General features: G+C 37.1%; 23 protein-coding genes. 17 read left to right on the top strand and 6 right to left on the bottom strand.

All coding sequences use genetic code 11. The features are described from left to right. Positions 1-35 precede the first annotated feature (35 nt). Genes FBQ94_RS08400 through moaC form a run of 4 tightly spaced genes read left to right on the top strand, consistent with a single transcriptional unit; the run spans position 36 to position 6,492 of the window. A complete protein-coding gene (locus FBQ94_RS08400) occupies positions 36-3,620 on the top strand; it encodes a PAS domain S-box protein (RefSeq protein WP_007220004.1) in 3,585 nt (1,194 codons plus the stop codon). A 14-nt stretch (positions 3,621-3,634) separates the two neighbouring features. Then, positions 3,635-5,020: a sigma-54-dependent transcriptional regulator gene (locus FBQ94_RS08395; RefSeq protein ID WP_007220005.1), complete on the top strand. Its 1,386-nt coding sequence runs from the start codon at positions 3,635-3,637 to the stop codon at positions 5,018-5,020. 12 nt (positions 5,021-5,032) lie between these two features. Beyond that, positions 5,033-6,004: a GTP 3',8-cyclase MoaA gene (gene moaA / locus FBQ94_RS08390; RefSeq protein WP_083849110.1), complete on the top strand. Its 972-nt coding sequence runs from the start codon at positions 5,033-5,035 to the stop codon at positions 6,002-6,004. A 5-nt stretch (positions 6,005-6,009) separates the two neighbouring features. Beyond that, the gene (gene moaC, locus FBQ94_RS08385; protein WP_007220007.1) at positions 6,010-6,492 is read left to right on the top strand and encodes a cyclic pyranopterin monophosphate synthase MoaC; all 483 of its coding nucleotides are present in this window, start codon (positions 6,010-6,012) and stop codon (positions 6,490-6,492) included. A gap of 288 nt (positions 6,493-6,780) precedes the next feature. Here moaC and FBQ94_RS08380 read toward each other — a convergent pair whose 3' ends face one another. Both FBQ94_RS08380 and FBQ94_RS08375 read right to left on the bottom strand, forming a co-directional pair. Continuing rightward, a complete protein-coding gene (locus tag FBQ94_RS08380; RefSeq protein WP_007220008.1) occupies positions 6,781-7,704 on the bottom strand; it encodes a metallophosphoesterase family protein in 924 nt (307 codons plus the stop codon). Between the two features lie 28 nt (positions 7,705-7,732). After that, positions 7,733-8,542: a serine/threonine protein kinase gene (locus FBQ94_RS08375; protein ID WP_040543115.1), complete on the bottom strand. Its 810-nt coding sequence runs from the start codon at positions 8,540-8,542 to the stop codon at positions 7,733-7,735. A 598-nt stretch (positions 8,543-9,140) separates the two neighbouring features. On the opposite strand from FBQ94_RS08375, the gene FBQ94_RS08370 reads away from it, so the two are divergent. From FBQ94_RS08370 to pgeF, 7 genes are all read left to right on the top strand, one after another. Next, complete coding sequence (locus FBQ94_RS08370; protein ID WP_007220010.1) at positions 9,141-10,694, top strand: ammonium transporter; 1,554 nt, start codon at positions 9,141-9,143, stop codon at positions 10,692-10,694. Between the two features lie 53 nt (positions 10,695-10,747). Next, positions 10,748-11,086 carry a P-II family nitrogen regulator gene (locus FBQ94_RS08365; protein ID WP_007220011.1) on the top strand — a complete coding sequence of 113 codons (339 nt, stop codon included), beginning with the start codon at positions 10,748-10,750 and terminating at the stop codon, positions 11,084-11,086. A gap of 86 nt (positions 11,087-11,172) precedes the next feature. After that, complete coding sequence (locus FBQ94_RS08360; protein WP_007220012.1) at positions 11,173-12,537, top strand: ammonium transporter; 1,365 nt, start codon at positions 11,173-11,175, stop codon at positions 12,535-12,537. Between the two features lie 483 nt (positions 12,538-13,020). Continuing rightward, a complete protein-coding gene (locus FBQ94_RS08355) occupies positions 13,021-13,965 on the top strand; it encodes a hypothetical protein (RefSeq protein ID WP_007220013.1) in 945 nt (314 codons plus the stop codon). A gap of 169 nt (positions 13,966-14,134) precedes the next feature. Beyond that, positions 14,135-15,475 carry an ammonium transporter gene (locus FBQ94_RS08350; protein ID WP_007220014.1) on the top strand — a complete coding sequence of 447 codons (1,341 nt, stop codon included), beginning with the start codon at positions 14,135-14,137 and terminating at the stop codon, positions 15,473-15,475. Positions 15,476-15,569: 94 nt separating this feature from the next. Further along, entirely contained in the window at positions 15,570-15,908 is a 339-nt protein-coding gene (locus FBQ94_RS08345) for a P-II family nitrogen regulator (protein ID WP_007220015.1), read from the top strand. A gap of 238 nt (positions 15,909-16,146) precedes the next feature. Further along, positions 16,147-16,965, top strand: coding sequence for a peptidoglycan editing factor PgeF (gene pgeF / locus FBQ94_RS08340; RefSeq protein WP_007220016.1), 819 nt, complete (start codon positions 16,147-16,149; stop codon positions 16,963-16,965). A 289-nt stretch (positions 16,966-17,254) separates the two neighbouring features. Here the strand turns inward: pgeF and FBQ94_RS08335 are convergent, their stop codons facing one another. Then, positions 17,255-18,928 (bottom strand): FMN-binding glutamate synthase family protein, encoded by a 1,674-nt coding sequence (locus tag FBQ94_RS08335; RefSeq protein ID WP_007220017.1) that lies wholly within the window; start codon positions 18,926-18,928, stop codon positions 17,255-17,257. Between the two features lie 479 nt (positions 18,929-19,407). Here FBQ94_RS08335 and FBQ94_RS08330 point away from each other — a divergent pair, with 479 nt between their 5' ends. The 6 genes from FBQ94_RS08330 (at position 19,408) to FBQ94_RS08305 (ending at position 25,545) form a co-directional block, all read left to right on the top strand. Next, positions 19,408-20,397 carry an AAA family ATPase gene (locus tag FBQ94_RS08330; RefSeq protein ID WP_007220019.1) on the top strand — a complete coding sequence of 330 codons (990 nt, stop codon included), beginning with the start codon at positions 19,408-19,410 and terminating at the stop codon, positions 20,395-20,397. Positions 20,398-20,402: 5 nt separating this feature from the next. Continuing rightward, complete coding sequence (locus FBQ94_RS08325; RefSeq protein ID WP_007220020.1) at positions 20,403-21,257, top strand: DUF58 domain-containing protein; 855 nt, start codon at positions 20,403-20,405, stop codon at positions 21,255-21,257. After that, positions 21,254-22,651, top strand: coding sequence for a hypothetical protein (locus FBQ94_RS08320; protein WP_007220021.1), 1,398 nt, complete (start codon positions 21,254-21,256; stop codon positions 22,649-22,651). The genes FBQ94_RS08325 and FBQ94_RS08320 overlap by 4 nt, the downstream gene beginning before the upstream one ends. 30 nt (positions 22,652-22,681) lie before the next feature. Beyond that, positions 22,682-23,701, top strand: coding sequence for a vWA domain-containing protein (locus FBQ94_RS08315; RefSeq protein WP_007220022.1), 1,020 nt, complete (start codon positions 22,682-22,684; stop codon positions 23,699-23,701). 44 nt (positions 23,702-23,745) lie between these two features. After that, the gene (locus FBQ94_RS08310; protein WP_007220023.1) at positions 23,746-24,327 is read left to right on the top strand and encodes a hypothetical protein; all 582 of its coding nucleotides are present in this window, start codon (positions 23,746-23,748) and stop codon (positions 24,325-24,327) included. 207 nt (positions 24,328-24,534) lie between these two features. Then, the gene (locus FBQ94_RS08305; protein WP_007220024.1) at positions 24,535-25,545 is read left to right on the top strand and encodes a VWA domain-containing protein; all 1,011 of its coding nucleotides are present in this window, start codon (positions 24,535-24,537) and stop codon (positions 25,543-25,545) included. A 179-nt stretch (positions 25,546-25,724) separates the two neighbouring features. On the opposite strand, the gene FBQ94_RS08300 is transcribed toward FBQ94_RS08305, so the two are convergent. The 3 genes from FBQ94_RS08300 to FBQ94_RS08290 are packed head-to-tail and all read right to left on the bottom strand — an operon-like array spanning position 25,725 to position 26,847. Further along, positions 25,725-25,847, bottom strand: a complete 123-nt coding sequence (locus FBQ94_RS08300) for a hypothetical protein (RefSeq protein WP_285442089.1) — start codon at positions 25,845-25,847, stop codon at positions 25,725-25,727. After that, a complete protein-coding gene (locus FBQ94_RS08295; RefSeq protein ID WP_285442088.1) occupies positions 25,837-26,595 on the bottom strand; it encodes a tyrosine-type recombinase/integrase in 759 nt (252 codons plus the stop codon). The genes FBQ94_RS08300 and FBQ94_RS08295 overlap by 11 nt, the downstream gene beginning before the upstream one ends. 18 nt (positions 26,596-26,613) lie before the next feature. Then, positions 26,614-26,847: a hypothetical protein gene (locus FBQ94_RS08290; protein ID WP_285442087.1), complete on the bottom strand. Its 234-nt coding sequence runs from the start codon at positions 26,845-26,847 to the stop codon at positions 26,614-26,616. Between the last annotated feature and the right edge of the window lie 125 nt (positions 26,848-26,972).

Here is a 26,972-nt window from a genome sequence, read left to right as displayed (position 1 = left end):
ATGGATAATTCAACGGTAATGGTAAAGGTAGCGATATGTTTCGCTCAATAAAAAATAAATTAATCTTTCTCTTCTTAATCGCTGTCCTTACACCGTTATTGGTAATGCGACTTATCGCGTATCCTACAGCACGAAAATCCTTTCAAGAAACAACCATTAGTAATCTACAATTAGTCGGCTCTAAAAGAGTATCACAGATACATGATTGGTTAAAAACACTGCGAAATACCACTGAACATCTTACATATAATTTACCCCTACTATCTGCAACCGATTTAACAAAAGTAACGGCTGATACTATTTTACAATTCATTGCTCACATTTCTCCCGAAGTAAATTTTCACGAATTTATCTTGAGCGATACATCTGGCGTCATCACAGCATCAACAAATGAGAAGCTTATAAAATTAGACATATCTCACAGCAAAGGCTTTCAACATGCCATAAAGGGTATATCGTATATTTCAGATACTCATTCTTCGCTTTTTCATGGTCAGGGTAAACTGACAAATCAGCCATCAGGGTTACTTCCAGTCTGTATCTCTCTGCCTATAAGAGGAAATGGTAAAAATGTATCAGGGGTAATGATGATCCAAACTGATTTATCCTTCCTTAAGAAGGAATGGAAAGAAATACCTTACGGATATAATTATGATGTATATATCATTAATCAACATGGCGTGATGATCTCTGAATTAAATTATGAGAAGCAATCGAAGGATATAAAGGATGCGAAGAAAAATACCATGTTGGAACTTGCAGTTGTTGAGCCGCAAACTAAAAAATTTACAAAGAGTATAATCTCCTGTCTGAAAGGAAATGATGGGTTTGATGTAGACGGCTATATAAGCTACACAGGAGAAAAAGTGCTGGGGGTATGGTTTTGGATCCCTGAACTTAAATGGGGTATTATTACAGAAATTAGTGTTGATAAAATATCCTTGGCAATGAATAGCTTAAAAAATCCCTTTTTAAAGATACTTTCTTATTTAACCATTGCCGGAGTAATTTTGGCAGTTGCTGGAATTGTATTTGCCTTTTTCATTGGAGAAAAGATAGCCAATCCCATTATGGAATTAATAATTGCAACCCGTAAAATGTCGGCAGGAGATTTATCGCAACGAGTAGTGGTAAAAACACAAGATGAAGTACGGGAATTAGGGGATGCATTCAATGTGATGGCAGAATCGGTACAGGAAAAGACATCAAAGTTGCAAGAGACAACGAACTTTTTAAATAGTATTCTGGTTGGCTCTACCGAGCATTCAATTATTGCAAGTGACCTTGATGGAAACATTCTGGCGTTCAATGAGGGTGCAAAAAGAATGTATGGGTATGAGCCGGAGGAATTAATTCGTAAGTCGGGCATTCAAATATTGTATACAAAAGAAGACGTTGCATCAGGTAAGGTTAGAAAGATACTGGAAACAACATTATTGACAGGCAGATACAAAAACGAAGTGCAATTAATTCGGAAGAACGGGGAAATATTTACCGGATACACAACCTTTACAACTCGACAATCCACGGATGGAAAACCAATTGGTTTTGTAATGATTGCAAGGGATATAACAGAGCAAAAATTATTAGAACAAATACTCCATAATTATACAATGCAACTCGAGAAGATTGTTGAAGAAAGAACACAAAAACTAAGGATATCAGAAGAAAAGTATAGGCGCCTTTTTGAAACGAGTAAGGATGTTGTATTTTTCTGCGATACTGAATGTCAATTTATAGATATTAATCAAGCCGGCGTGGATCTATTTGAGTATGAATCGAAAAATGAGATTTTAAAATTGAACTTAATCCTGCACCTGTTCTTCAGCCCAATTGAAGGAAAAGCAATGAAGGAAATAGTATGTAAGAACGGTTTTGTTAAGGATTATGAGGTAGAACTAAAAAAGAAAGATGGGACCAAAGTGCCCTGTATGATGACAAGTAATCTAAGACGGGATGAGCGAAATAATATCATTGGTTACGAGGGAATTATTATTGATCTGACAGAAAGAAAGAGGATTGAACAAGAGAAGGATATTATGAACAACATAAACAAGATCCTTGCCTCGAAACTCGATATTCGGGAAGTATACAAATCTTTCAGTGAAGAGCTTAATAAAGTTATTAATTTCGATCGAATGAGCATTACCCTTCTTGATGAGAAGAGAGATGAGCTTTTAATTTTTGCCGTATCGAAAGAGTATAGCGCCTCCAAATTAGAAGAAGGTTTGCATTATTCTAAATATGGAACACTGGCGGGAAAAGTGGTAGACAACGGCGAGGTTTATATGGTTAGAGATACATCTCAAGGCCCTTTTTCCACAGACCCAATTCTCTTTAAAGAGGGAATTAAATCGCGTTTATCCTTTCCCCTAATATGCAAGGGAGAAATCATTGGAAGCCTCAACTTCGGGAGCAAAAATATTCATAATTACTCTGAAAACCACGTTGACATTATTAACAAGATTGCCCCTCAGCTAGCTATTGCAATTGACAATACACGTCTTTTTGATAAAATTAAAGAATCCGAAGAAAAATACAGAAATCTTGTAGAAGATATTGAGGATGTAATATTCAGACTCGATAAAACAGGGCGATATTTATTCCTCAATAGCGCATTAAAGAATGTAACGGGATATGACCCTCAAGAGTTTTACGATAATCCTTCCATCGCCAAGGAGATTATCCATAAATATGATATAGAATCAGTTAAAGAAACAATACAAAATGTTCTTAACGGTGATTTAAAAGTTTCAAAAGATTTAGAATACCGGATTTACTGCAAAAACAAAGAAGAACTCTGGGTTTCTCAGAATACATATCCAATCAAAAATAAAAAAGGGAGCATTATTGGTATTGAGGGAATTATCAGAGATATCACGGACAAGAAAAAAATAGAAGAGCAAATAAGGCGTTCTGAGAGATTAGCCTCTATCGGAGAATTAGCAGCTTCGATCGCCCATGAGATACGTAATCCTCTTGGTGCAATATCAAATTCAGTATGTATGTTAAAGAGGGATTTAGCCTTAAAAGACGACGATCAGAAATTATTTGAAATGGTAGTCGAAGAAACAGATCGTCTCAATAGTATCATAACAAATTTTCTTACCTTCGCACATCCAGCTGAATACCTTTTCGTAAAGAGCGATATTATTGAAATTATCGACGAAACGCTTTTCCTGCTCCAGCAAGATGCAAAATTTAATAATGAAATTAAGATTACGAAGGCGTATGAAAGTAACATTCCAAAGATTTATATGGATCAAAATTGGATTAGAAAGGTCTTTTGGAACTTATTAGCAAACTCAATTGATGCTATGCCGAAAGGTGGACAAATTTTTATCCGTGTGAGAAGGCCAAAGATACCCAATGATGACGAAATAGAAATTGTAGTTGCTGATAATGGCAAGGGGATCGCGCCTGAAAATATAAAAAAGATATTCGAGCCTTTTTTTACCACAAAAAAATCAAAAGGAACAGGATTGGGGCTTTCTATTGTACATCGTATTGTAGATAATCATAGTGGTGTAATAGATGTAAAGAGTAAGCGAAATAAAGGAACTGTATTCACCATTCGCTTACCTATAAAAAACAAACAGGTCAAAACCGTCTCAGCATAAACTTTTTAAAAATTATGTTTAATATTCTGGTTGTTGAAGATCAAAAAAATATGCGGGAATCTCTCGTAATCGCTTTTAAAAGAGCTGGTTATTACGTGGATAGTGTCGATAATGGAGAGAAGGCTGTTGAGCTACAGAAAGACCACCTTTACGATTTAATTATCGTTGATCTGAAGATGGAAGCAATGGATGGACTGGAAGTGCTATCGCATATTAAGCACATTAATCCATCGACAGAAATTATCGTTATGACTGCATTTGGTACGATTGATAGCGCAATTCAAGCAATGAGAAAAGGCGCCTATGATTATGTTACCAAACCCTTTCAACTCTCGGATATACTTTCTGTAATAGAACGGGCATTGGAAAAAAAGCGTTTATTAGAGAAAGTCAATAATCTTCAAAAAGAAACCAAAGAAAAATATAAGTTTGAGGGTATTATTGGAAATTCTCCCATGATGATGCGGATTCTTAATATACTTATGGAACTGACAAACAGTGAAAGTACCGTTTTAATTACGGGAGAAAGCGGAACAGGAAAAGAATTGGTTGCGCGCGCAATTCACAATAATAGCCGTAGAAGTGAAAAGCCATTCGTTGTAGTAAATTGTGGAGCATTGCCAGAAAATTTACAGGAAAGCGAATTATTCGGACATGTCATGGGCTCTTTCACAGGCGCGGTGAAAGATAAAAAAGGGATTTTTTTAGAAGCTCAGGGAGGAACCTTATTTTTAGATGAAATTGGCGAGACATCACTCTCAAGTCAAGTCAAACTTCTTCGCTTTTTACAGAATGGAGAAATACGAAAAGTCGGAGATAATAAACCTCTCTATCTTGATGTTCGGATTATTGTTGCAACGAATAAAGATCTTGAAGAAGCTACCAAAAATGGATCTTTTAGAAAAGATTTATTTTATCGGCTTAATGTAATCAGAATCCATTTACCACCTCTCAGAGAGAGAAAAGAGGATATTCCTGTTTTAATTAACTATTTTATCAACATATACTCGAATAAACTGAAAAGAAAACCTCCGGAAATATCCGGAGATGCAATGGCGCTCCTCTTAACCTACCCCTGGCCTGGAAATATCAGAGAGTTAGAAAATGTTATTGAAAGGTCTGTTACTCTGGCAAAAAGAGACCACATTACGGTAACTGACCTGGCGCTGCAAAATACACCTTCGGCAGATACCCCTGTTGATAGTATGACAGAAAGAGGAGGTATCCGAGCCGCTTTGGCACAACAAGAGAGAAAGACTATTATAGAATCGCTACGGAAACACGCCGGAAACCGTAAACAGGCTGCAAGCAATCTCGGGATATCCACAACAACTCTGTGGCGGAAGATGAAAGAATATCAAATCATACCCAAAACGAGTTATAATACGGAAAGTACCTGAAAACTCCACATCATGAACATTATAGATAAATACTTTAGAAGGATAAACCGATTAAGAATATCAGTAACTGACCTCTGTAATCTTCGATGCGTCTACTGTAGACCAGAGAATGGATTGGAACTCACAAAGCATAAGGATATTCTAACCTATGAAGAAATTGTGATGATTGTACGGCATGCCATCAAATTGGGAATCAAAAGCTTTCGTTTAACAGGAGGAGAACCCCTTTTTCGAAGAGATATTGAACATCTATTACGCATGTTAGGAGATGTTCAAGGCATAGAAGATCTTGCCATAACAACAAACGGCATTTGTCTCAAAAACTATACAAAGGTAATGAAAGAAATCGGACTATTCAGATTAAACATTAGCCTTGATAGTTTAGAAGAATCAAAATTCGAAAAGATCACACGAGGCGGAAATTTAAAGGATGTTCTTGATGGTATTGACGATGTTATTCATTTGGGATTCAAAAATACGAAGATTAATGTAGTTGCTATGAAGGGAATCAATGATGATGAATTTGAGGAATTTGCAAGGCTCACGCTGGAGCGGGATTTGGAAGTACGTTTTATTGAGTATATGGCAATGAATAAAGAAAACCTCGCTTCTGAGGATAAGTTCATCCCCATGTCCGATATTATCGATATTATCGGAAAGAGTAATGAGTTAATATCACTCCCCTCTCCCAATTTAGGAAGCGGCGCTGCAAAAATATACAGGATTAGAGGGGCCGTAGGAAAACTGGGATTTGTATCTGCGGTAAGCCAGCCTTTTTGCAATTCCTGTAATCGCCTTCGTTTAACCTCTGATGGGAAGCTTCGTTCCTGTTTGTTATCCGGTGGAGAAGTAGACTTAAAAAATATTCTGAGAAATAACCCCACGGAAGAAATACTCACCAATGCATTTATCCGTGCCGCAAATTTGAAGCCTCCCGTACATTCCGGTAAAGGGCATGTAGTCATGCATCAAGTGGGAGGATGAGCAAAATGCAACAATTAAGCCATTTTGATGAACAGGGTGCATCGCGTATGGTAGATGTTAGCAATAAGGAAATTACGGAGAGAATTGCTGTTGCTCATGCAAAAATTATCATGAGATCAGAAACATTTCAACTTATTATGGATAAAAAGATCCAAAAAGGAGATGTCTTTGAGGTAGCCCGTATAGCCGGTATTATGGCGGCAAAACAAACCTCTAATCTCATCCCCATGTGCCATCCACTCAATTTGGCAAGCGTTAAGATTGATTACACAAACAATGATTCAGATACCATTAACATATTTGCCGAGGTGAAAGTTACGGGGAAAACAGGTGTAGAAATGGAGGCTATTACCGCAGCAAGCATCTGTGCAATTACCATATACGACATGTGCAAATCTGTCGACAAAGGAATGGTGATTAGCGATATTCATCTGGTAAAGAAGTCTGGTGGCAAGAGTGGAACTTTTGTCTTTGCACAGTCAGTGTAAATGGACAACATCAAACCAGGAAGTATCATCAGAAGTTCAAAGTGGTCTGAACCTGTCGAGTTACGAGTAGGGTGGATTAAGGCGTTGATTTTTACGCCAAATCCACTAATACTATTTCCAGTGCTGTCTGTTTTGTCGGAATAATAGGGGAGTATTGTAGAGAAGTCTTTTTTATACGTTTAGGAATGCGTTTTATACTTTTTCGTTGTTTCATATATTTTTCTACCATTGAGAGTAACTCTTCCATCCGAATTATGAGAATAAAATCAATGAAACATTTAGGCGCCCTTAAACCCCTTTTAACACCCTCTGCGCCAATTCATTCGGCAATTTTGCTTCCAGGATTTTTTTTGATGCCACTTCCGTATTGTAGGATACCCGCTTAAAGCAGAGATGTTTTGAAGAGGAATCAAATACTACATAACAGCCACAAGCGTTTCCATCCCGCGGTTGCCCTACGGAACCTACGTTGATATAATATTTCCATCCTTTGCTCAAATCGATATGAAAAGATTCTACTTTATTTGTTGATTCCTTTTCAATAAGCATGAGTCTCATATCATAATTGTCTGCTGGAATCAGGACTGAGGCGTTTACTGTTCTTATCTCTTTTGTATAAATATAGGCTGCTGGACGATGAGTGTGCCCACCAAAGGTTACCTTTGACCATAAATTCGTATATTTCAGTACACCTGCATTCTTCGCATATTCGTATCCTTTCGGATAGGCGGGTGTGCTATGTACGATTTCGAATTCTTCCTTACCCAATTTCATCCTTAGTGAAAGGCGTCTTAAAAATTTAAGATTCTTTTTCGTTAAGAGATCTTTAGTCCAGTCTATAGCAATCTTTGCTACCGGATTCATTTCTGTGGTAAGAGACGGCTCACCAACTGCCTCTCTGTCGTGATTTCCACCAATAGCAATCCCTTTTTTCTCTAATAACTGAAAGGCATTCAGTAAATTGTCTCTTTCTAATGGACTCAAATATGGTTGAGATGATATTTTATATATATTTTCTAAAGAGACTTCCCTCCTACCGTAAACTAAATACCGTATAATATCGCAGCACTCATTTGGCGATGCACCATAGCCAACAATATCACCAACAATTAATAACCTATCGATATCATGTTCCTTATCGGCGATTTCTTTAATTACTGCTAGTAAAGCATCCACATTGCTATGGATATCCGATATAATAACGTTTTTCATCCAAAAACATTTTTCCTAGAGAAAAGGTCTAAATGATACTACTTAACAATTTTTTTAATTCTTCGGCTGATGAAATCCTGGAAGAAACATGTACCTCTAATAATCCCTGAATAACCTCTTCTAATTTTTGGGACACCTGATCGTTTATCTGATGGGGTAAGGTCTTTTCTGCTTGCCATAATTTCTTTGTTAGTATTTGATACAATATAAGTCCTATAGAGTACAAGTCTGTCCTGCCGTCGAGCCGAATAGCTGAGGAAATATCTTCATAATGAAATTTTCTTGGTCTGTCTTTTAAATAAGCAAGCATTTGCAATTGTTCCGGTGATGCATATTCTTTACTGATCCCTTTAATGATCCCTCCCTTTTTGATAGCTAATTCAAAATCAACAAGGTGCACTAACTTTGTTTTATGGTTAAGGATCAAGTGTCCGGGTTTTAAATCACAATGAATATAGTTCTTACTATGAAGATATTGCAGAGGATCGCAGACGGTAATAAATAATTTAATAATTTCCTCAATAGTTCTGATGTCTTCAACATCCTTTTCGTTAAAGTAATCAAGAAGGTCATATCCATGAATGTGCTGCAATACAATAAAATTTTGCTTAATTAAAAATTTCCCATCTTTGAATAACTCAGCGTGTCCAAAATCGTAAGCTACCGGTATTTGAATATGATTCAGTTCCTTCAATATATAATACTCTTCTGAAAATTCAAAGTCTGGAGAGTATTTTATTCCTTTTTCCGGCATATCAATCAAAACGGCATAATTAGACTTATGCAAACTCGCCTGACATTTAAAATCACTAAAATGATATTTATTAATTCTATACATGATACATTATTAAAATTAAATAAATATTGTATCTTTATTAAAGACGGGAAATTTTCGAGATTATAACGGAATATAGTGATAAAACAAGAATTTTAAAATTTCTAGAAAAAATAAGAAAGAAGAATCATCATACAGAATTCTAGACTAATTATGGCTGAAATAAACCAATACAATATTTTCAATTTATAATCCAAATAGTGTATAACTCTAATTTAGCTAATATATTAAGTAAAAATACAAACTCATATAAGAAAAACTATCAATGGCGCCGATATTAAAAATCTATAACAGAAATCATAAAATTATAATCGTAGAAATAAGTCATATCTCTCAATATAAAAGGACTTATAAATTCTATCCACAATATTGAACATTATACGATATTTTTTTGACTTAAGAGAGGAATAATAATTGCGTCTTATTGATAAGTTTAGTTGTGGTCTTATCACAGAATTTACTTGTTTATTTCATGATATTTTAATAAAAATTTTTCACAAGGAGGTGTAAAGGATAAAAAATAAAAACATCATTACGTATTTTTTTGCTATTGTATTTAATTTGTATAAGAGGTAGTATTTTGCTAGGAGAGGACAGGTTTATGAAATGCATTTCTAACAAAATAATTGGCATGTGGTTATTGTTAATAACATTAGGGATATTTACTTTAAATTCCGGAGTTGCTCAAGCTGGAGACCCAAATGGAGCTGAAACATATTCAGACAGCATTGGAGGTTTGAAATATGCTGTTAACTTTACATGGACGTTACTAGGAGCTTTTTTAGTATTTAGCATGCAGGCGGGATTCACCTTTTTAGGTGGATTTTTAAGACAGAAGAACATGCTTGGTTATATGGCTCACTGCTTCATTGATTCTACTCTTGGGGCAGTTATTTTTTATCTTTTCGGATTTGCCTTAATGTTTGGCGGCTCGAAGCTGGTACCCGGGCTTGATTATGGCAATTCTTTTATTGGATGGGATGGATTTTTCCTGAGTGGAAGGTCGTACGATGTTCAAACAATTATGTTCTGGCTCTTCCAGATGGTATTTGCAACAAAAACTGTTTCAATTATTGCAGGTGCTGTAGCGGAGAGAATGAAATTTGTGCCTTATCTTATCTATAGTTGTCTTATGTGCGGCTTAATTTATCCTATTTACGGGCATTGGGTTTGGGGTGGAGGCTGGTTAGGCTCGCTTCCGATTGGAGCCGGAGTAAAAGATTTTGCGGGTTGTGCTACGGTACATACCGTGGGAGGTATTATGGCGCTGATCGGAGCATGGGCATTGGGTCCAAGGAAAGGAAAATATAATCCTGATGGTTCGCCGAATGCCATTCCAGGTCATAATCTTGTATACGTTGTTATAGGTACCCTTATTCTTGCCTTTGGTTGGTTTGGTTTTAATGCGGGCAGCACCTTGGCAGCGACAGATTTGCGTATGTCTGTGATTGCAAGCAATACCTTTATAGCTGCTGCAACAGGCGCCTCTATTATGATATTTTTCACTTGGGCCAAGATGGGTGTTGTGGACTTACCATTTGTTTGTAATGGCGCCTTAGCAGGATTAGTGGCTATTACAGCACCTTGCGCCTATGTGGCGCCATGGGCAGCCGCAGTAATCGGACTTCTCGCTGGCTTAGCGATGAGATGTGCCTTTTGGTTTGTAGAAGCTAAGATGAAAATCGATGATCCACTTGGCGCAGTAGCTGTACATGCAGCCAACGGTATCTGGGGTATGATAGCTGTGGGTATTTTTGCAGATGGCACCTATGGTGGTGTGAGTGGTTTGATTACCGGTTCGGGTTCACAATTGTTGGCACAATTCATTGGAACATTAGTCGCTATAGGATGGTCATTGGCATGGGGTTGCGCCGTATTCTTCTCATTAAAATATACGATAGGTATACGGGTATCCGATCTTGTAGAATCTGATGGAGTAGATACCCACATCCATGGTTCTCCTTGTTATCCTGTTGAGCCAGAATTCATTGCTCCTATGGTAGGAGAGGAAGAAGTTGATATACAACAGGAAAAGAGACAAGCATCTTTACTTGAGGAAGCATTAAGCAGAGACGCTGACAGGGAAAAGATATACTCAGATAAACTCGGCCGATGGGTATATGCCAGACTTAAAACGGATACGAAAAGGCGATAATTCTCACCGTGATTTAATGTAATTAGACCCTATTCAATGGATGGAGGCTTTTCATGAAAAAGATAGAAGCAATAATTAGGCCAGAAAAATTTAATATTGTTAGGGATGCCCTAACTGAATTGGGCTATCCAGGAATGACGGTTACAGAAGTGAAGGGGCATGGCAGTCAAAAAGGTATCAGCGAGGTATGGCGTGGAAGGAGGTATCGGGTTGATCTCTTATCAAAAATCAAACTCGAAATTACTGTCAAGGATTCTGATGTGGATAAGATTGTAAATACCATTATTAATGAATCCCAAACAGGAAGTATCGGCGATGGGAAGATATTCATTTTCAATGTAGAAAATGTTTATCGCATTCGTACAAAAGAAACCGGTGAGTCTGCAATATAAACTACATGATATAAATTAAATTTTTCTGCTGATGTTGTCTCTATTCACGTGAGGCAACATCAGCTATTTTTCATGAAGGACTAAAATTGAGAAAATACTTTTTTGTATTCACATTATTCATCGGATTACTAATTTTCCTAATTAAGGGTACCTTCGCCGGAGACCCGGGAGGCACCCGAACCTATTCTGATAGCATATTAGGATTAAAATTTTCTGTAAATTTTGCATGGACATTGCTCTGCGCTTTTTTAGTTTTTAATATGCAGGCAGGCTTCACTTTTCTCGGTGCTGGTTTTCTTCAAAAGAAAAATACACTCAATTATCTGGCAATGAGCTTTGCAGATTTTTGTATTGGATCAATTGTATTTTGGTTATTTGGTTTTGCATTGATGTTTGGTGGCTCAAAGCTGGCACCTGGACTCTCCTGGGGAAATCAATTTATTGGTTATAGTGGATTTTTACTTATCGGAGATTCCTATGACGTATCTGCATCTGTACTTTGGATATTCCAGATGATGTTTGCCGCCTCTGCTTGCACAATTGTAACAGGCGCTGTTGCAGAGAGAATTAAGTTTCATATACACATTATTTATAGCGCATTCTTATGCGGCGTGATCTATCCTTTGTTTGGACATTGGATGTGGGGTAAAGGATGGTTAGAATTGCTGCCCTTTGGAGCAGGCGCAAGAGATTTCGCCGGTTCAGGTATCGTACACGGAATGGGTGGTTTGATTGCTTTTGTCGCAGCATGGATGATAGGTCCCAGATTTGGAAAATATAATCCGGATGGTAGTCCGAATGTAATACAAGGCCATAATATGGTATATATTGTGATTGGAACCCTTATTTTAATTTTTGGGTGGTTTGGTTTCAATGCAGGCAGCGCACTTGCTATCACAGAATTAAGGATAGCTGTTGTTAGTGTAAACACCTTCTTATCTGCTGTTGCTGGCGCTATTACCCTTCTCTATTTTTCCTATTTCAAAACAACAAAATCCGACGTTATAATGACTTGTAACGGGGCATTAGCAGGTTGTGTAGCAATTACAGCATCAGGAGCTTATGTACCTCATTGGGCAGCAATTATAATTGGGGTTATTGCAAGTTTAATCACAAGAACCTCGCTCTATTTTATCGAAAGTAAACTAAAGATCGATGATCCTGTTGGCGCCATATCTGTACACGGAGCAAATGGAATTTGGGGTTTACTTTCTGTTGGAATTTTCTCTGATGGAACGTATGGTGGTGTAAGAGGTTTAATCACCGGTTCAGGTTGGCAATTGTTAGCTCAATTTATTGCTTGTGTAACATTAATAACTTGGTGTCTTGTGGTTGGTTTTTTGTTTTTCTTTGCACTTAAACGTTCTTTTGGGTTAAGGGTGCCAGTAAATATAGAACGTTCTGGTATTGATATTTATGAACATGGGGCAAGTTGTTATCCTGGATTATAATTTAAAAATCTAAATAAGACACATCTTCACAACAGATACTTTTAAAAATGCTATGAGGATTAACCGTTTTGTAACCTAACTTCTATAATAGGTTATGTTAAAGTATATGGTTAAATTTTTAGAGCTTTTCATAAGTAAATCCTGTTACTCTTCTCTTCTTCCTTTCCATTGTTTTAATCCCTTGTATCTCATCTTTATTATAATTATTTTGGTTTTAATCAACCATTTAGAGATTTAGCAAATATTATGCAACACAACAACTATTAACTGCAAATAAGTATTATGTTGTTTGATTATAATTGTATATAACATTATTTTTTAAAATATAATCTTTAGGTATAAAATTTGTTAGTTATATCCATAAAACTTAATTTTTTAAAATAATTATTACATTATTCAACATACTATAAATTTTAGCCTAATCAACTCAGGTATTAGTTAATGGTTTTTGCCTCATATAATTACAGAACTGGAGGCTTATATATGCTTAACCATAAATTTCTCTTCTGCTTTTTGATACTACCTCTTATTCATGTACTCGTAGCTTTTTCTGCATTCTCGCAGAATTATGTAATCAATGGAGTTCTGGAAAAAAGTGATCTTGAAATGGAAATTAAAGATAGTATTGTTCGCAAAGAATCTTTAACCATTAAAGATCATCGGGTTTATATTCAGGTAGTACTCGACGAGGGTGCAAGGAATATTGCAAATCATAAAAGATATAAAGAGATGTTTTATCTGCTTCCGAAGGAAGTAGTTTATGACGACGGAAGTAAATATATTTTTTATTATAAAGATAATACAGAAATCGAGATAGGAAAAGTAAAAAGTTTTTTAGGTTTTATGCCCTATATCACTTTAGCTGAAGGTGTAATGATAGTAAGCTCCCCTACCGATGCTAAGTTATCGATTTCACGAGCTAATAACTATCAGGATATTCCAAAATCAATAATACACTCTGAACAGTGTATGGAAGCAACTTTACGTAAGAAGTGTGGCCAATGCCATATATTGGAATATATATTTTCACACAAAAAGTGGATTGAGGAAGATATCCTACATGCATTTAATAGGCTGCAAATGGAAAAAGAAGAAAGGCTTACTGAAGATGAACAGAAGATAATTGATTTGTTCAAAAAATACCAAAAAGGCGAAGTCGATAAAGAAAAGCTTGCTGAATTTACAACACTAAAACAAATCGGAAAAACTGACATAGTTAATTTTACAAAAGACATTTATATGAATAATTGCGTGCCTTGCCATAATCCATCAAAGATAACAGACGTTTCTCTGCTCTACTCAAAACGGAGATGTAAAAGTATCGTTGAACGAATAAAGGAAAAAGAACCATCTCTCTTTTTACAAAAAGATATGGATAGTTTAGCCAGCTATTTATGGGAAATAAAGCTCAGGCCATATAAGAATTAAATTCATATTTTCATGAAAGGAGGTGATGAAACGGTATGCCTTACATGATGGTCTTTTAATGAGAATTGTTTCGTTCCATGGTATTGATGGTATCATAGCTCTTTAGTAGCGGTAAAGTAGCAGCAGTAGTAAGAGGGTATTAACTTAATAACTTTAAAAGGAGACGACAATGAGAAAAGAAGCTATTCTAGGCATTTCGTCGATTTTTGCATTATCGATGATAGCACTTTTTGCATCAGACGCGATAGCACAAGATGCACCGAAAATTGACACAGGGGATAATGCATGGCTGCTTGCATCCGCAGCGCTCGTTTTAATCATGACACCAGGTCTAGCATTATTTTATGGAGGTATGGTAAGGGCCAAGAATATGGCGAACACCCTTTGGTTAAGTTTTATTGTTATTTGTATTATAAGTATACAATGGATACTCTGGGGCTATAGCTTGTCTTTTGCGCCAGCAAACTGGTTTATCGGTGGCCTTCAATGGTGTGGACTTGGGGCAGGTATCGTTGGACAAGCACCGAGCGATGTTTACGCTACAACAGTGCCACACCTCTCATTCATGATGTTTCAATGTATGTTTGCTATTATTACCCCTGCACTTATGACAGGTGCTTTCGTAGAACGATTTAAATTTAATGCATGGTTATTATTCATACCCTTATGGGCAACTGCAGTATATGCGCCAATAGCACATTGGGTATGGGCCATAGACGGCTGGCTGCTAAAAATAGGTTCATTAGACTTTGCTGGCGGAACAGTTGTCCATATCTGTTCAGGTGCCTCAGCGCTGTCCCTGATTTTATTTGTCGGAAAACGGAAAGGATATCCAAAAGAGGTAAAGCCTCCCCATAATCTTCCCTTTATGATGTTAGGTACCGGTTTACTATGGTTTGGCTGGTTTGGTTTCAACGCTGGGAGCGCAGTTGCTGCCAATGGTTTAGCTGCAAGTGCTTTCGTTGTCACCAATACAGCTGCAGGTGCTGCAGGATTTACCTGGTCTGTTATGGAATGGATCTACCATAAGAAACCCACCTTACTTGGTGTTTGTTCAGGTGCAGTTGCTGGTTTGGTTGCTATTACACCAGCCTCAGGCTTTGTAGGTCCTATGGCATCAATTGCAATAGGAGTTGGTGCCGGGGTAATATGTTTCTATTGTGTAACAAAGATGAAAAAAGCTTTAGGTTATGATGACGCCCTTGATGTTATTGGCATCCATGCAATGGGCGGAACATGGGGCGCCTTTGCAACAGGCATCTTTTGTAGTACTTCTGTAAATCCTGCTGGCTTTGACGGGGCAATCTATGGTAATATTGCTCAACTGGGAAAACAATGGGCAGGTATTCTGGCTGCATGGGGATGGGCTTTTGGAATTACTTCACTTTTAGCTTGGTTTGTAAATGCGGTAATTGGTTTAAGGCCGACGGAGGCAGAAGAAACCACTGGCATGGATATTACCCAACACAAAGAAATCGCTTACCATTTTTATGAAACAGAACAGGCTTAATTATTTATTGTAAAGTAACCGTAGAATATAAAATGCCTAATCCAGTAATTCAATGAAATGAGCAGGATATTTTAATTATGAAGGAGGTTCATAAATGAAAAAAATTGAAGCAATCATAAGGCCGGAGCGCCTAACCATTGTAAAAGACGCATTGGAAGAGTTAGGTTATCCTGGCATGACGGTAACCGATGTAAAAGGACATGGCGCCCAGCGGGGAATAACCGAACAATGGCGTGGAAGAACTTTCAGGGTAGACTTGTTATCAAAGGTAAAAATAGAGCTGGTTGTTTCTGACCAAGATGTCGAAAAAATTGTTCAGTGCATCACTAAAGAATCACAAACGGGCAGCATTGGTGATGGAAAGATTTTTATTTCTACCATTGAGGATGTACTTCGTATTCGTACCGGTGAAAGGGGAGAAAAGGCAGTCTAAAAATTTTTAATAATTCATATCTTTCATTCATTATTAAAAGGGCGTTGGTTTTCTCATAACTCCAACGCCCCTATTTTTGATCCATAGCTATCAATAAACATAGAATACATACATGTTAACACATGCTATAGCCATTCAAGAGATGAAACTGAACAGAGTTGGCAAAAGTTGAGTCCTGGGTTGTATGCTGATGTATAGAACGCTTGAAATATCAATTCACCTCAAGGAAATTTCTCTCATGATTGAAAAACGTATACATTCATTACCCTTATGGTTTTTTCAAAACCTGATAAAATATAAGGAGATTCATCATTTTGTGTCCAGTAGAATTGGGGGATTTAGCAATCCACCGTATAATTCTCTCAATCTTGGGTTTCATGTTGGGGATAATCCAAAAGTAATACTAAAAAACCGGGAGAAACTTGCCTTAGTACTTGGAATCCCTCTGAGTAATTTCACTACTGCAAAGCAAACTCACGATTGTAATGTAGAAATTATAACAGAAGGCTTGAGAGGTAGCGGTACACTCAATTATGATACAGCAATAAATGCAACGGATGCAATGGTAACAAATATACCAAATATCTGCCTTATGGTTCTTCAGGCTGATTGTGTCCCTATTCTATTCTTCGATTTGAAGAAAAAGGTGATCGGAATTGCCCATGCGGGATGGCGAGGAACAGTCCGTATGGTAGCTAAAAAAACCGTGAGTATATTAAAGAAAAAATTTCAATGTTCATTGAATGATATTTTCGTAGGAATTGGACCTTCTATCGGTCCGTGTTGTTACGAGGTTAATTTAAAAACCCTTACTCCAGACGGTAAAACCTTTGATATCAAAAGTGAATATATCGATAATTATCGCTCAGGAAATAAAGGTTATTTCAATTTATGGAGGGCAAATAAAATACAGCTAATACAAACAGGTATCCCAGAAAAAAATATAGAAGCTGCTGAAATTTGTACCCATTGTAATCATGATACATTTTTCTCATACCGCTATGAGAAAAGAGAAACAGGAAGATTTGGAGCTGGAATAATGCTTAGTAATTTATAATATCTTACAACTTGAATCTCTAAGATAAATACTCGAAATATTGAACATACTCTTAGTATAGCGGTTAGATCCTATTCAGAACCTTTTATAAACTTTTCGTGATATAAACACTTCCAGCTCATAGCTCTTCCGTAATGGGGATATAGTCCTATTTACTTGCAAAAAATAGAAAATCTAAGGGTCAGTAACATCATCCTTTACGATTTCAAATCCTATTACAAAACTTAAGAAATTTTACAGGAAATAATCTATAAACCTTTATTGTAAGAAAATTTGAGGAAAAATACATTTATTTCTTCATCTTCCCTTTTACTTTGCCTTTTACCTTAAGTTTCGGACTTATTTTTGACTTTGGTTTTGTTGTCCCTTTACTTTTGATTTTCTCTTTTCCCATAAGAATCTGTTCAGCTTCTTCAGCATCGATATCCATAATATATTTTATGCCCGTTACTTCTGCTGCATCACGAGTAAGACAGGCTATATCATTTCTTGTTAGATACTCTAGTGAGAACTTTCTTGCACCACACATCAATTGTCTTAGCCCCTGGGATAAACGCTGGTAATATGAATATACACCAACTGCCCCAGGAGGTACTGTCCTGCCGTTAGAACCAAATAATCTCTTTACTTTAGGCGCTAAAACGAATATCTCATCCATAGTCTTACCATAAATTTCGACACTCCTGTCAATTTCCTTTTTCTCTATTTGTTCACCAAGGAGCTTTCCGACATGTGCAGCAAGGAGTGGTGGGCGCGCCATTCCTACAGCCTTGACATAAGGTGCGCCAAGCGCAAGCACCTTGAAGATATCATCCTCAAACGCAAATCCACCAGCAAGTATAACATCTGGAACATACATACCCTTAGATGCTAGTTTATGTACATAGTTATAGGTAAGAGCAGATATATATAAGGATGGCACCCCCCATTCATTCATCATATGCCAGGGACTCATACCAGTTCCACCACCAGCGCCATCAACTGTCAATACGTCAACTCCTGCAACAGAACAATAGCGAACTGCCCTGGCAAGATCGGCAGGCCTGTAAGCGCCTGTTTTCAAGAAAACATATTTAGCGCCCGCTTTCCTTAATTCTTCAACTCTTCTCACAAATCCTTCTTCTGTAACCATTCCAACCCTGGAATGTCTTTCAAATTCTTTAAATGATTTCCCAAAGACAGAAGCTGCAGCATTATCATAAGGATCGGGTAGCACAATGTAACCACGGTCTCTTAGCATTCTCGCCTTTTCCAGATTATCAATCTTAACCTCTCCCCCAATATCCTTAGCGCCTTGTCCCCATTTCAATTCCACAGCCTGGACACCTAGTTTTGTGATACCGTATTCCAGCACACCTAATCGGCTATCTTCAACATTTTCCTGCATTACAATCGCTCCATAACCTTCCTGCTGCCAATCCTGAAAGGCCTTTACACGATATTCAATATCAGGACAATAGGTAATTCTCCCTTTTTCAATCGTAGAATTGGAATCCATACCACCGACATTTTCACCGATAGTTAATGCTGTACCTGAAATCGCAGAGCCAATAGCTATTCCATCCCAATGTGTTTTAGCAACTTTTGTTGAGCCTAGACCGGGAATCATGATCGGTAACTTTAATTTAATCCCTTTATCTTTTCCTAGCCTCGTTTCTGTATTTACATTCTCAAAAATTGCCTTATCGCTATTTGTCTCTATTCCTTCAGCTCCAACAGTTGTTCCCATGATATTCAAATGGGAAAAGTCGACAGGATAACCCTTGTCTGCGCCTGCAGTAATGCTTCCAAATGGCTGTGGATATAAATTCTCAGTTGCCCGAAAGGAAGATTTTCCGATTTCACATAAACCAGGACACTCATCCACACAGACAGAACACATACCATTAGATTGCGTTCTATCATTAGGTGTTCTGTTTTTTGTACGTGTTGCTATCGAAGCATTTGGTTTTGAAAACGACATTTACGAACCCCTTTCTATAATATAAATTTATCAAGCTCTTATGCTTTGTTAGTGATGATTTCAAATTTTGAATATATACACATTTCCAAATTTACTGTCAATATAATTTTAATAAGAAGTGAAATAATTTACAAATATATAAAATAGCATAATACATACCAAGAGTACTTTTAGAATACACTCTACCTGTACTGAAATATGTATAGCATTAAATATACGCTGGATTTGCAACTGATTAAAGAAATATAATTTATTTGTAAATACAAAAGGGAGAATATATAATAGCTATTAAACATCTTATTTGTAGCATACTTTCCGCCACTTTCTTTCCTTCCGGGAATATAAAACAGGGTTGATAGTGGTTTATTAATATAGATAAAATTCATATATACTTACTCTTCTTTAAAGATTTTTAACTTACTTTATTCTAAAATAATATACAAACCTCTACAGGCTTATTCACTATGAGGGGATTAGATATGAAATTACGCGCAAAGACATTAAGTAACAGGGATTCTATCAGAGAGAAGATAGAAAAGATCAAAAAGGAAGTAGGAAAAGTTATTGTCGGCCAGGAAGAAATGGTTGAAGGTATCATAATTGCGCTTTTATCAGACGGGCACATCCTCTTAGAAGGATACCCGGGGCTTGGAAAGACCATTACCGTTAAAACAGTTGCTCGTGTGCTCGATGCAAAGTTTCAAAGGGTACAATTTACCCCTGACCTCATCCCTGGCGATATAACAGGATTTGAGATACTAGATCCGGAAACAAGGAAAAGCAGGATACAGAAAGGACCTGTATTTACCAATTTATTACTTGCAGATGAAATTAACCGGTCACCCGCAAAGGTTCAAAGCGCTCTTCTTGAGGCAATGCAGGAAAAACAAGTAACCATTGGCCGGGAAACCTACCCTTTAGAAAAACTTTTTCTTGTACTGGCAACCCAAAATCCTATTGAAATATCAGGCACATATCTCTTGCCAGAGGCTGAAATAGACCGATTTATGTTTAAATTAAAAGTGTGTTATCCATCATATGCAAGTGAAAGAGAAATTACTCAAAGGCAGGTTCTGGACACAGAGTCTACCTTAGATGTTATTTTAACGCCAAAAGAAGTGCTCTCCTTAAGACATACCATTGCAGAATGGCTGCCTTTGCAAGAAACATCAGCCATTGTAAAATACATTACGCGACTCGTCAGAGCAACAAGACCAGAAGACAACAGTGAATTAAGAGAACTCGTAATGTACGGGGCTTCTCCCCGGGCAACTATTGCTTTAGCAAAGGCATCCCGTGTATATGCCTTTATTTATGGAGATGATGTTGTATTACCCGAACATGTTCATAAAATGGCTTATCCTGTCCTTCGTCATAGAATCATCCTCTCTCACGAGGCTGAATCCCAGGATATCGATTCTGATGATATTATTGAAAAAATACTTCATCGGGTTGCAAGGTTGGAATAAGCAAGATGAGGAAAAGGATAAGGCTCTCCTTGCAGCGATTAATTGGGAACTTTTTTGATGGAATATTCTCCAGCTATCTCCATGCCCCTCACGGGTTAGAGCTTGATGAACTTCGGAGATATCAGCCTGGCGATGATTTTAGGTCTATCGATTGGAAAACAACTGCAAGGACAGGAAAATTACATGTGCGTATAAAACTTGTAGACAAACGCGTAACCATCTTCTTCCTTGTTGACAGAAGTAGATCAGAAAAGTTTGGATCTCTTGTAAATACAAAGGAAGATATTCAATCATCTGTCCTTTCACTTCTTGTTTATGCAGCCTCAGAAACTGGTAATGAGATAGGCTTCGTTACCTTTACGGATAAGGTAGAAAGTTATATCCAACCGAAAGCCGGCGCAAAAGAGGCATTAAAAAATATAAAAATTATTTTACTGAAAACCCCATCCAGTAATTATACTGATTTAAATACCGCATTCAGATTTTTAAACGAACAATCGCATTTTCCATCTCTCGTATTTATACTATCAGACTTTTTAGCACCTTATAATTATAAGCAATCTCTTAAAACACTCTCATATTACCACGAGGTAATCCCTATCATTATTTCAGACAGAATGGAAACCAACTTACCTGACGCAAAAGGATTTTTATCTGTTCAGGATATAGAAACCGGTATAATAAAATCCCTGGACATTTCAACAGCATTAGAAAAATCAGCGCCTTATCTGGCCTTGTTCAGAAAATTGAACATAGATTATCTTACATTATCTACCGGGGAAGATGAGGAAATATGGATAAAAAAAATCTCGGAGTTTTTTGACAAACGCATCAGAAGAGGAGGGAGAAGGAGACGATGATCTACACTCTTATTATTTTATTTATTAGTGCATTTCTTTTTGGAACGGGTTCTATTCCTGTCTATACGCAAACATATGCACAAGAACAACTACAAACCCAGGAACCGGCAGAAACAGAACAAGCCCCTGTCCTTACAGATAAACCAGTTGAAATCTGGACATTTATCGATGACTACAGAATAATTACTGGTAAAATATTGCATGTAACAGTTCAGATTGTATGGAAACTAGGAATAACGGTTAACCTTGAAGATTTAGACAAAATCGATCTCCATCCGTTTAAAATTGAAGGTGTAACAACAGGAGAACGCCAGATCTTTGATAATGATCATGATTATATCGTAATTACCTATACCCTTTCTTTACCCTCAGATGCCAAAGATGGTATTTATTCTATACCTTCTTTTTCTCTCTCTTACAAAAATGAAGTTGATAAGACTGAGGGCATGTCATCATCGTCACCTATCGCAATACAAAAAACACCCATCCTCGTTGGAGGAAAGATAGATAAAGATGTCATTACCCTGGGCGATAGAATTAACTATACCCTTACCATACGGCATGAGAAGAATATAAAATTATTATGGGAAAATATTGAAAAACTAAATTTCTCACCCTTTGAAATTCTCAAAAGGGATATCGAAAAACAAACTGAAGGAAACATTGAAAAGATACTCATTAACTATACCCTTTCTCTCTATGAACTAGGCGGGAAAAAAAAGACCCCTGAAATTCCCAATGTATCGATCTTATATTACACAGAGAATACTTCTCAAAACAAAATAGCTGATACTGCAACTATTGAAACGAAAGAAGTTCAAACTATTCCTATACCCATTATTATCAATAGCCTTCTTAAAGCGGTAGATGTGCCTCTGGAGGGAATAAAGGGTCCCGTATACCTATCAAAAGAACATGTCTTTTGGTACGGATATTTACCGATAAGTTTTGGAGCCGTTTTGTTATTATTTTTATGCGGAATAATTATTCGGTCTACCACAAAAAAACTTTCCTATAATATACCAAAGCCTGTATTTGAGACACCACAAGCTACCTTGCAAAGGCTAAAGAATAGTATAGCATCATTTCAGTTTGCCCATGAAGATGCAGTAAACCGAAAGAATATACACGATATTGATAAGGCATTAAGAGCATATTTGGGAATCCTTATCGGTATTCCAAATGAACTGGCGCAGTCCATCACAACATCAGATTTCCTGAGCTATGATACGCAAAAACAAATATCAGAAGAGACTTCGGCTGTTATCCAAACAGTGCTAAGACAATTAGACACCCTTATATTTGGAAACCATATTGAGAAAGAAGCGGTAGATAAAATAACGCAAGGAGTGGAGGAGATAATAAGACTCACTGGTTCAAAATCATTAGGATAAATATATTCGGATAAAAATGGATATGAGATAATGACAATCGCAAATCCCTGGTTCTTTCTACTTCTTATTCCTTTTGGTCTCTTATATCTCTTTTGGAGAGAGAGAAAGTTTATTGGGTACTCAAGCCTTTATCTTGCAAGAGAATCAAAAGGTTTTAAAAAGATTATAGGATATGTATTAAAACCTGTATTTTTTGGAGCTGTGTTTTTTTTAATAGTAGCCATTACCCATCCGCAAACAAGATATTATGAGGAAGAGACCATTCTGCATGGGCGGGAAATAATCCTTTCTGTAGATACCTCTTTTAGCATGACAGGAACAGCAATCGAAACTATTAAAAAAATTGTTGGTGATTTTATAAAAAAACGACCACACGATCTTCTTGGTGTTACCATCTTTGGTACTGATGCGGCCCTTATTGTTATGCCTACCATGGAAACTCAATTACTCGAAAAATCCTTAGAACGTGTACAAGCTTCTCAGGTCGGTTATCAGACAGCTATAGGAGAAGGGCTCTTTACCTCCATCTCGGCTTTGTTTGAAGAAGAAATGGGAAAAATGTTTACTATTAAAGACCTCAGAAACAGCATCAATAAAGAGTACCTTGCAGAGTACGCCATCTCTTTTATCAAAGAAATGGAAAAGCGGAATGTGTTGAAAAACAAACTTATTATTCTCTTCACTGATGGAATATACAATATTGGCATTTCACCAACAAGACCGTTACGATTGTTGAAAAGAATGGGAATAAAAGCATATGTAGTGGCAGTCAAGGCATCTGACGTTACTGGTGTTGATCCTGAAATTGCCGCCCAGCATATTGAGGAGCTAAAGGAGGCCGTTGAATCAACGGGGGGCAAGTATTTCCATGCAGAGAACTTTGATGAGGTCGCCAAATTTTATCGTGAAATTGACAGGATCGAAAAAGATAAAATTGTCGTAGAAAGTATTACGAAGAAAAAAGACCTTTTTATTTACCCCACATTTGTTAGTCTATTTTTTCTTTTCATCTCTATTTTTATTGAAAATTTTTGGATACGAATTCCCTGATGTATTTTAAGGCCAATTCTATCATTCTTTAAGAGGAGAAGATTATGTCTGGAAAAAATCTTATAAAATTGTTTCTTCTCATCGCTGCCTGCTTCTTACTATTCTATGGCTATGCATATTATAAGGAATACCACACCTTAGCCCAGTTAGATGAAAAGATTAAAATGGGAAGATATCAGGACGCTTTAATCGCAATTCAACAGCTAGAGGACTCTCTCACATTCGGAACTTTAGAAAAGGTAAAGGAAGATCCCCTTATCTCATACAATAAAGGGGTGATATATACCCTTATGGAAAACAAAAAAAAGGCGAGTGCAGAATATCGAAAGGCTATGGAGACAAAGGACCCTGTATTAAGGGCAAGAGCAATTTATAATAATGCGAATCTGATTGCAACCGATATGGACTTTTCTACTGCCGCAATGCAATATGCCGAAGTATTAAAGATTGATGCCAATGATTTTCAGGCAAAGAAAAATCTTGAAAGGATGCGATTGGGTGAACAGCAATTCAACACCATGTTTAGCCCGGAACAACAGGAGCGGGAAGACAGGATCGAGGCATTAAAACTCATTCCATGGGGTACGAAATACAAGTATAGCGGGGAGCAAAAGATTCGGTGGTAATCTTCCTGCTTTGTCAGGCCAGAACAAAGAAGATTTACAATTGGCGATTTGCAATGTATAAATCACCAACCAACTTGTGAAAACATCAACTTTAGATACAGCCAATTATAGAGCAGTATGCAGAGCTAAGTCAAAAGTTGATTTTATTAATAAATTAAAAATTGTAATTTTGTTATACATAGTAAAATTTAACATAAAGAATACTGTATGTTATTTTTCAATTACGAAGAATACAAAATTCTTGTTTATACCCTTTCCGGTCTTATCTTTCTTCTCTACCTATTTCTTTACAGAAGAAAGCATGCATGGCTAAAGGCCTTTGGACAAAGGGCTTTAATAGACAGATTTAGTAAAATTCCTAACATTTACCGAAATCTCTTAAAAGGCCTCAGCATCAGCGCCGCCTTTTGTGCCATGAGCCTTGCAATCCTACAGCCTAAATGGCAAACGACGCAAGACTATTATGAAAAAGAAGGGCTGGAAATCGTATTTGTACTCGATGTATCGATTAGTATGCTTGCTGAAGATGTAAAACCAAACCGATTACAGCGTGCAAAGATGGAAATATCGAATCTCGTCCGGGAATTAGAAGATGACCGTGTCGGTTTGGTGGTATTTGCAGCCAGGGCATTTTCACTGTTACCGTATCCCACAAATGATTACGAAAAAGTTTTCTTACGCATACTCAATATGATTAACGAAAACTATGTACGATTTGTACCTTACGGAACAAATATTGGCAACGCATTCATTCTGGCTATGAATTCATTTAGTAAAGAAAATGCAAAGAAGATTATGATTTTTCTTACGGATGGCGAAGAACAAATTATTACCAGAAGTCAGATTGCAGAAGCCGTAAAGTTGTTATTAGAGAAAAAGGATATCGCTATTTACGTAGTTGGCATTGGAGATTCCAAGAAAGCATCTCCAATACCCAAAAGAGATAAAGAAGGAAACGTAATAGGTTACGAGGCAACAGAAGAGGGAGAAACGATCTACACGAAACCTAATCCAAAATTTTTAGGAGAAATCGCAGAAATAGTCGGCGGAACATATCAGCATGATGCCACAGGTGATGAGCTCAAACACATATTCACGCAGGTTATTGAACAAAATAAAAATATTATTGGTATTAAAAAGAAAAATATCATTAGAGATGTTTCACAATATTTTTTAGGTGGCGCACTAGCGCTCCTCGCACTGTATTTTATCCTCTAACAAAATAGTAATTAACTTACCCAACACATCATTCCCCCATTCCTTGAAGAAGTGACAAACATAGAGAAAGTAAATAAACTTGTCAAAAAAGAGATTTATTATATAGTATAATATTCAATATTTCCACAAGCCTTATCGTAACAACAACATACACAATACACTACTTTCTCATGCCGTACTTACGCAGTACCTTTTTTAGCGGCTAACGGTAAAACCTTCTCTTTGCTCATATCCATGATATGATCTGTTATCCTCTCTATAGTATTTCTCTTTGCATCTAATTGGCTATGACTATACCGCATGGTCATACCCACGTCTGAATGATATTGAGGCAAAGCAATGTCTCAGGCTATGGAATGAGAAGTTATTAATCCCGATACTCTTAAATAGTTTATTGAAATGCTGGCTATGTGAGGCCGCAACTACCCTTGTTATATCCCTATCCTCAAAGACATTCTCGCCGCATTGGGATTGCTTGTAGGCTTGCAGCTCTGTTGCCAGAAAGCTTGATAGTGGAATAGTAACAAGCTTACCCGTTTTGCTCTGTACGAATGTTGTTAGGCCTTTAGGGAAGTCAATATCAGACCACTTAAGACGTAAAACTTCACCTAGACGCATACCAGTAAACAGACTAGCCAATACCATTAGGCGATCTTTACCCGTTAGCCGATCAAAGATTAAGCCAACTTCAACACCTGACAGTATACGATCTCTTTGCTGTGTGACCTTAAACCGTTTTACCTCTTTGCATGGGTTTCGATCTATCAAGCCTGCTTTGATTGCGGTATTAAGGATATGAGTAAGGATAATAACATCTAGATTAATGCTGGATTCCTTAACACCATCTAGCTTTTTACGGTCAATCCTGTACTTTTCAATGATAAATGGTGTGATCTTATCAAGCCTGTGTTCTCCTATATGCCGAACAATGGCATTTACTGACGTTCTCTTTGATACAAGGGTATTCTCTTTAGCTGTCTTGTGTAACTCCAGGTAAATCTTGCAATAGTCTGCTAGTGTAGGTATGGCTTTCTTCTTGGGTAAGTTCAATTGACCTCTTTCCCGATCTTAGATAAACAAGGTAAGCCGCTTTTCTGCATCTGTTTTATTCCGTATATCCTTGAAGGTAAGAGATTGCCATTCCTTATTATCATCAAAGAATTCAATACACCAAGTCCCGCATGTCTTATATTGACCATTTGACCTCTTTGGCCGATCACCTGGACAATAGCTCTTGCCTGGTCTACCATTGCATGGGATAGCCTTACATTGCTGGAAATACTTCCGATACCTAACCGCCATAGACTTATTCACCATCCTTTTCTAAACACAAAAGGCAACTGACTAACATAGGATAGTATGCTAGCCGTTGCCCTTTGTCGCCCGATTGCTCAGGCATATCGCACAAGCGTCTATCCACGCTGTTT

Source organism: Candidatus Jettenia sp. AMX1 (assembly GCF_030263775.1).
In the GTDB taxonomy this organism is placed as follows: Bacteria; Planctomycetota; Brocadiia; order Brocadiales; family Brocadiaceae; genus Jettenia; species Jettenia caeni.
Note: the sequence above shows the minus strand (reverse complement) of the source record. Positions and strands in the feature narration are given on the sequence as shown.

Bases quoted from the DNA above. Each gene is read 5' to 3' on its own strand.
- FBQ94_RS08325 (WP_007220020.1), top strand. From the start codon at position 20,403: ATGAGGAAAAGGATAAGGCTCTCCTTGCAGCGATTAATTGGGAACTTT.
- FBQ94_RS08365 (WP_007220011.1), top strand. From the start codon at position 10,748: ATGAAAAAGATAGAAGCAATAATTAGGCCAGAAAAATTTAATATTGTT.
- FBQ94_RS08320 (WP_007220021.1), top strand. From the start codon at position 21,254: ATGATCTACACTCTTATTATTTTATTTATTAGTGCATTTCTTTTTGGA.
- FBQ94_RS08345 (WP_007220015.1), top strand. From the start codon at position 15,570: ATGAAAAAAATTGAAGCAATCATAAGGCCGGAGCGCCTAACCATTGTA.
- FBQ94_RS08300 (WP_285442089.1), bottom strand. From the start codon at position 25,847: ATGCGGTATAGTCATAGCCAATTAGATGCAAAGAGAAATACTATAGAG.
- FBQ94_RS08375 (WP_040543115.1), bottom strand. From the start codon at position 8,542: ATGTATAGAATTAATAAATATCATTTTAGTGATTTTAAATGTCAGGCG.
- FBQ94_RS08380 (WP_007220008.1), bottom strand. From the start codon at position 7,704: ATGAAAAACGTTATTATATCGGATATCCATAGCAATGTGGATGCTTTA.
- FBQ94_RS08290 (WP_285442087.1), bottom strand. From the start codon at position 26,847: ATGGCGGTTAGGTATCGGAAGTATTTCCAGCAATGTAAGGCTATCCCA.
- FBQ94_RS08350 (WP_007220014.1), top strand. From the start codon at position 14,135: ATGAGAAAAGAAGCTATTCTAGGCATTTCGTCGATTTTTGCATTATCG.
- FBQ94_RS08400 (WP_007220004.1), top strand. From the start codon at position 36: ATGTTTCGCTCAATAAAAAATAAATTAATCTTTCTCTTCTTAATCGCT.
- moaC (WP_007220007.1), top strand. From the start codon at position 6,010: ATGCAACAATTAAGCCATTTTGATGAACAGGGTGCATCGCGTATGGTA.
- FBQ94_RS08335 (WP_007220017.1), bottom strand. From the start codon at position 18,928: ATGTCGTTTTCAAAACCAAATGCTTCGATAGCAACACGTACAAAAAAC.
- pgeF (WP_007220016.1), top strand. From the start codon at position 16,147: ATGATTGAAAAACGTATACATTCATTACCCTTATGGTTTTTTCAAAAC.
- FBQ94_RS08395 (WP_007220005.1), top strand. From the start codon at position 3,635: ATGTTTAATATTCTGGTTGTTGAAGATCAAAAAAATATGCGGGAATCT.
- moaA (WP_083849110.1), top strand. From the start codon at position 5,033: ATGAACATTATAGATAAATACTTTAGAAGGATAAACCGATTAAGAATA.
- FBQ94_RS08355 (WP_007220013.1), top strand. From the start codon at position 13,021: ATGCTTAACCATAAATTTCTCTTCTGCTTTTTGATACTACCTCTTATT.
- FBQ94_RS08370 (WP_007220010.1), top strand. From the start codon at position 9,141: ATGAAATGCATTTCTAACAAAATAATTGGCATGTGGTTATTGTTAATA.
- FBQ94_RS08330 (WP_007220019.1), top strand. From the start codon at position 19,408: ATGAAATTACGCGCAAAGACATTAAGTAACAGGGATTCTATCAGAGAG.
- FBQ94_RS08310 (WP_007220023.1), top strand. From the start codon at position 23,746: ATGTCTGGAAAAAATCTTATAAAATTGTTTCTTCTCATCGCTGCCTGC.
- FBQ94_RS08305 (WP_007220024.1), top strand. From the start codon at position 24,535: ATGTTATTTTTCAATTACGAAGAATACAAAATTCTTGTTTATACCCTT.
- FBQ94_RS08315 (WP_007220022.1), top strand. From the start codon at position 22,682: ATGACAATCGCAAATCCCTGGTTCTTTCTACTTCTTATTCCTTTTGGT.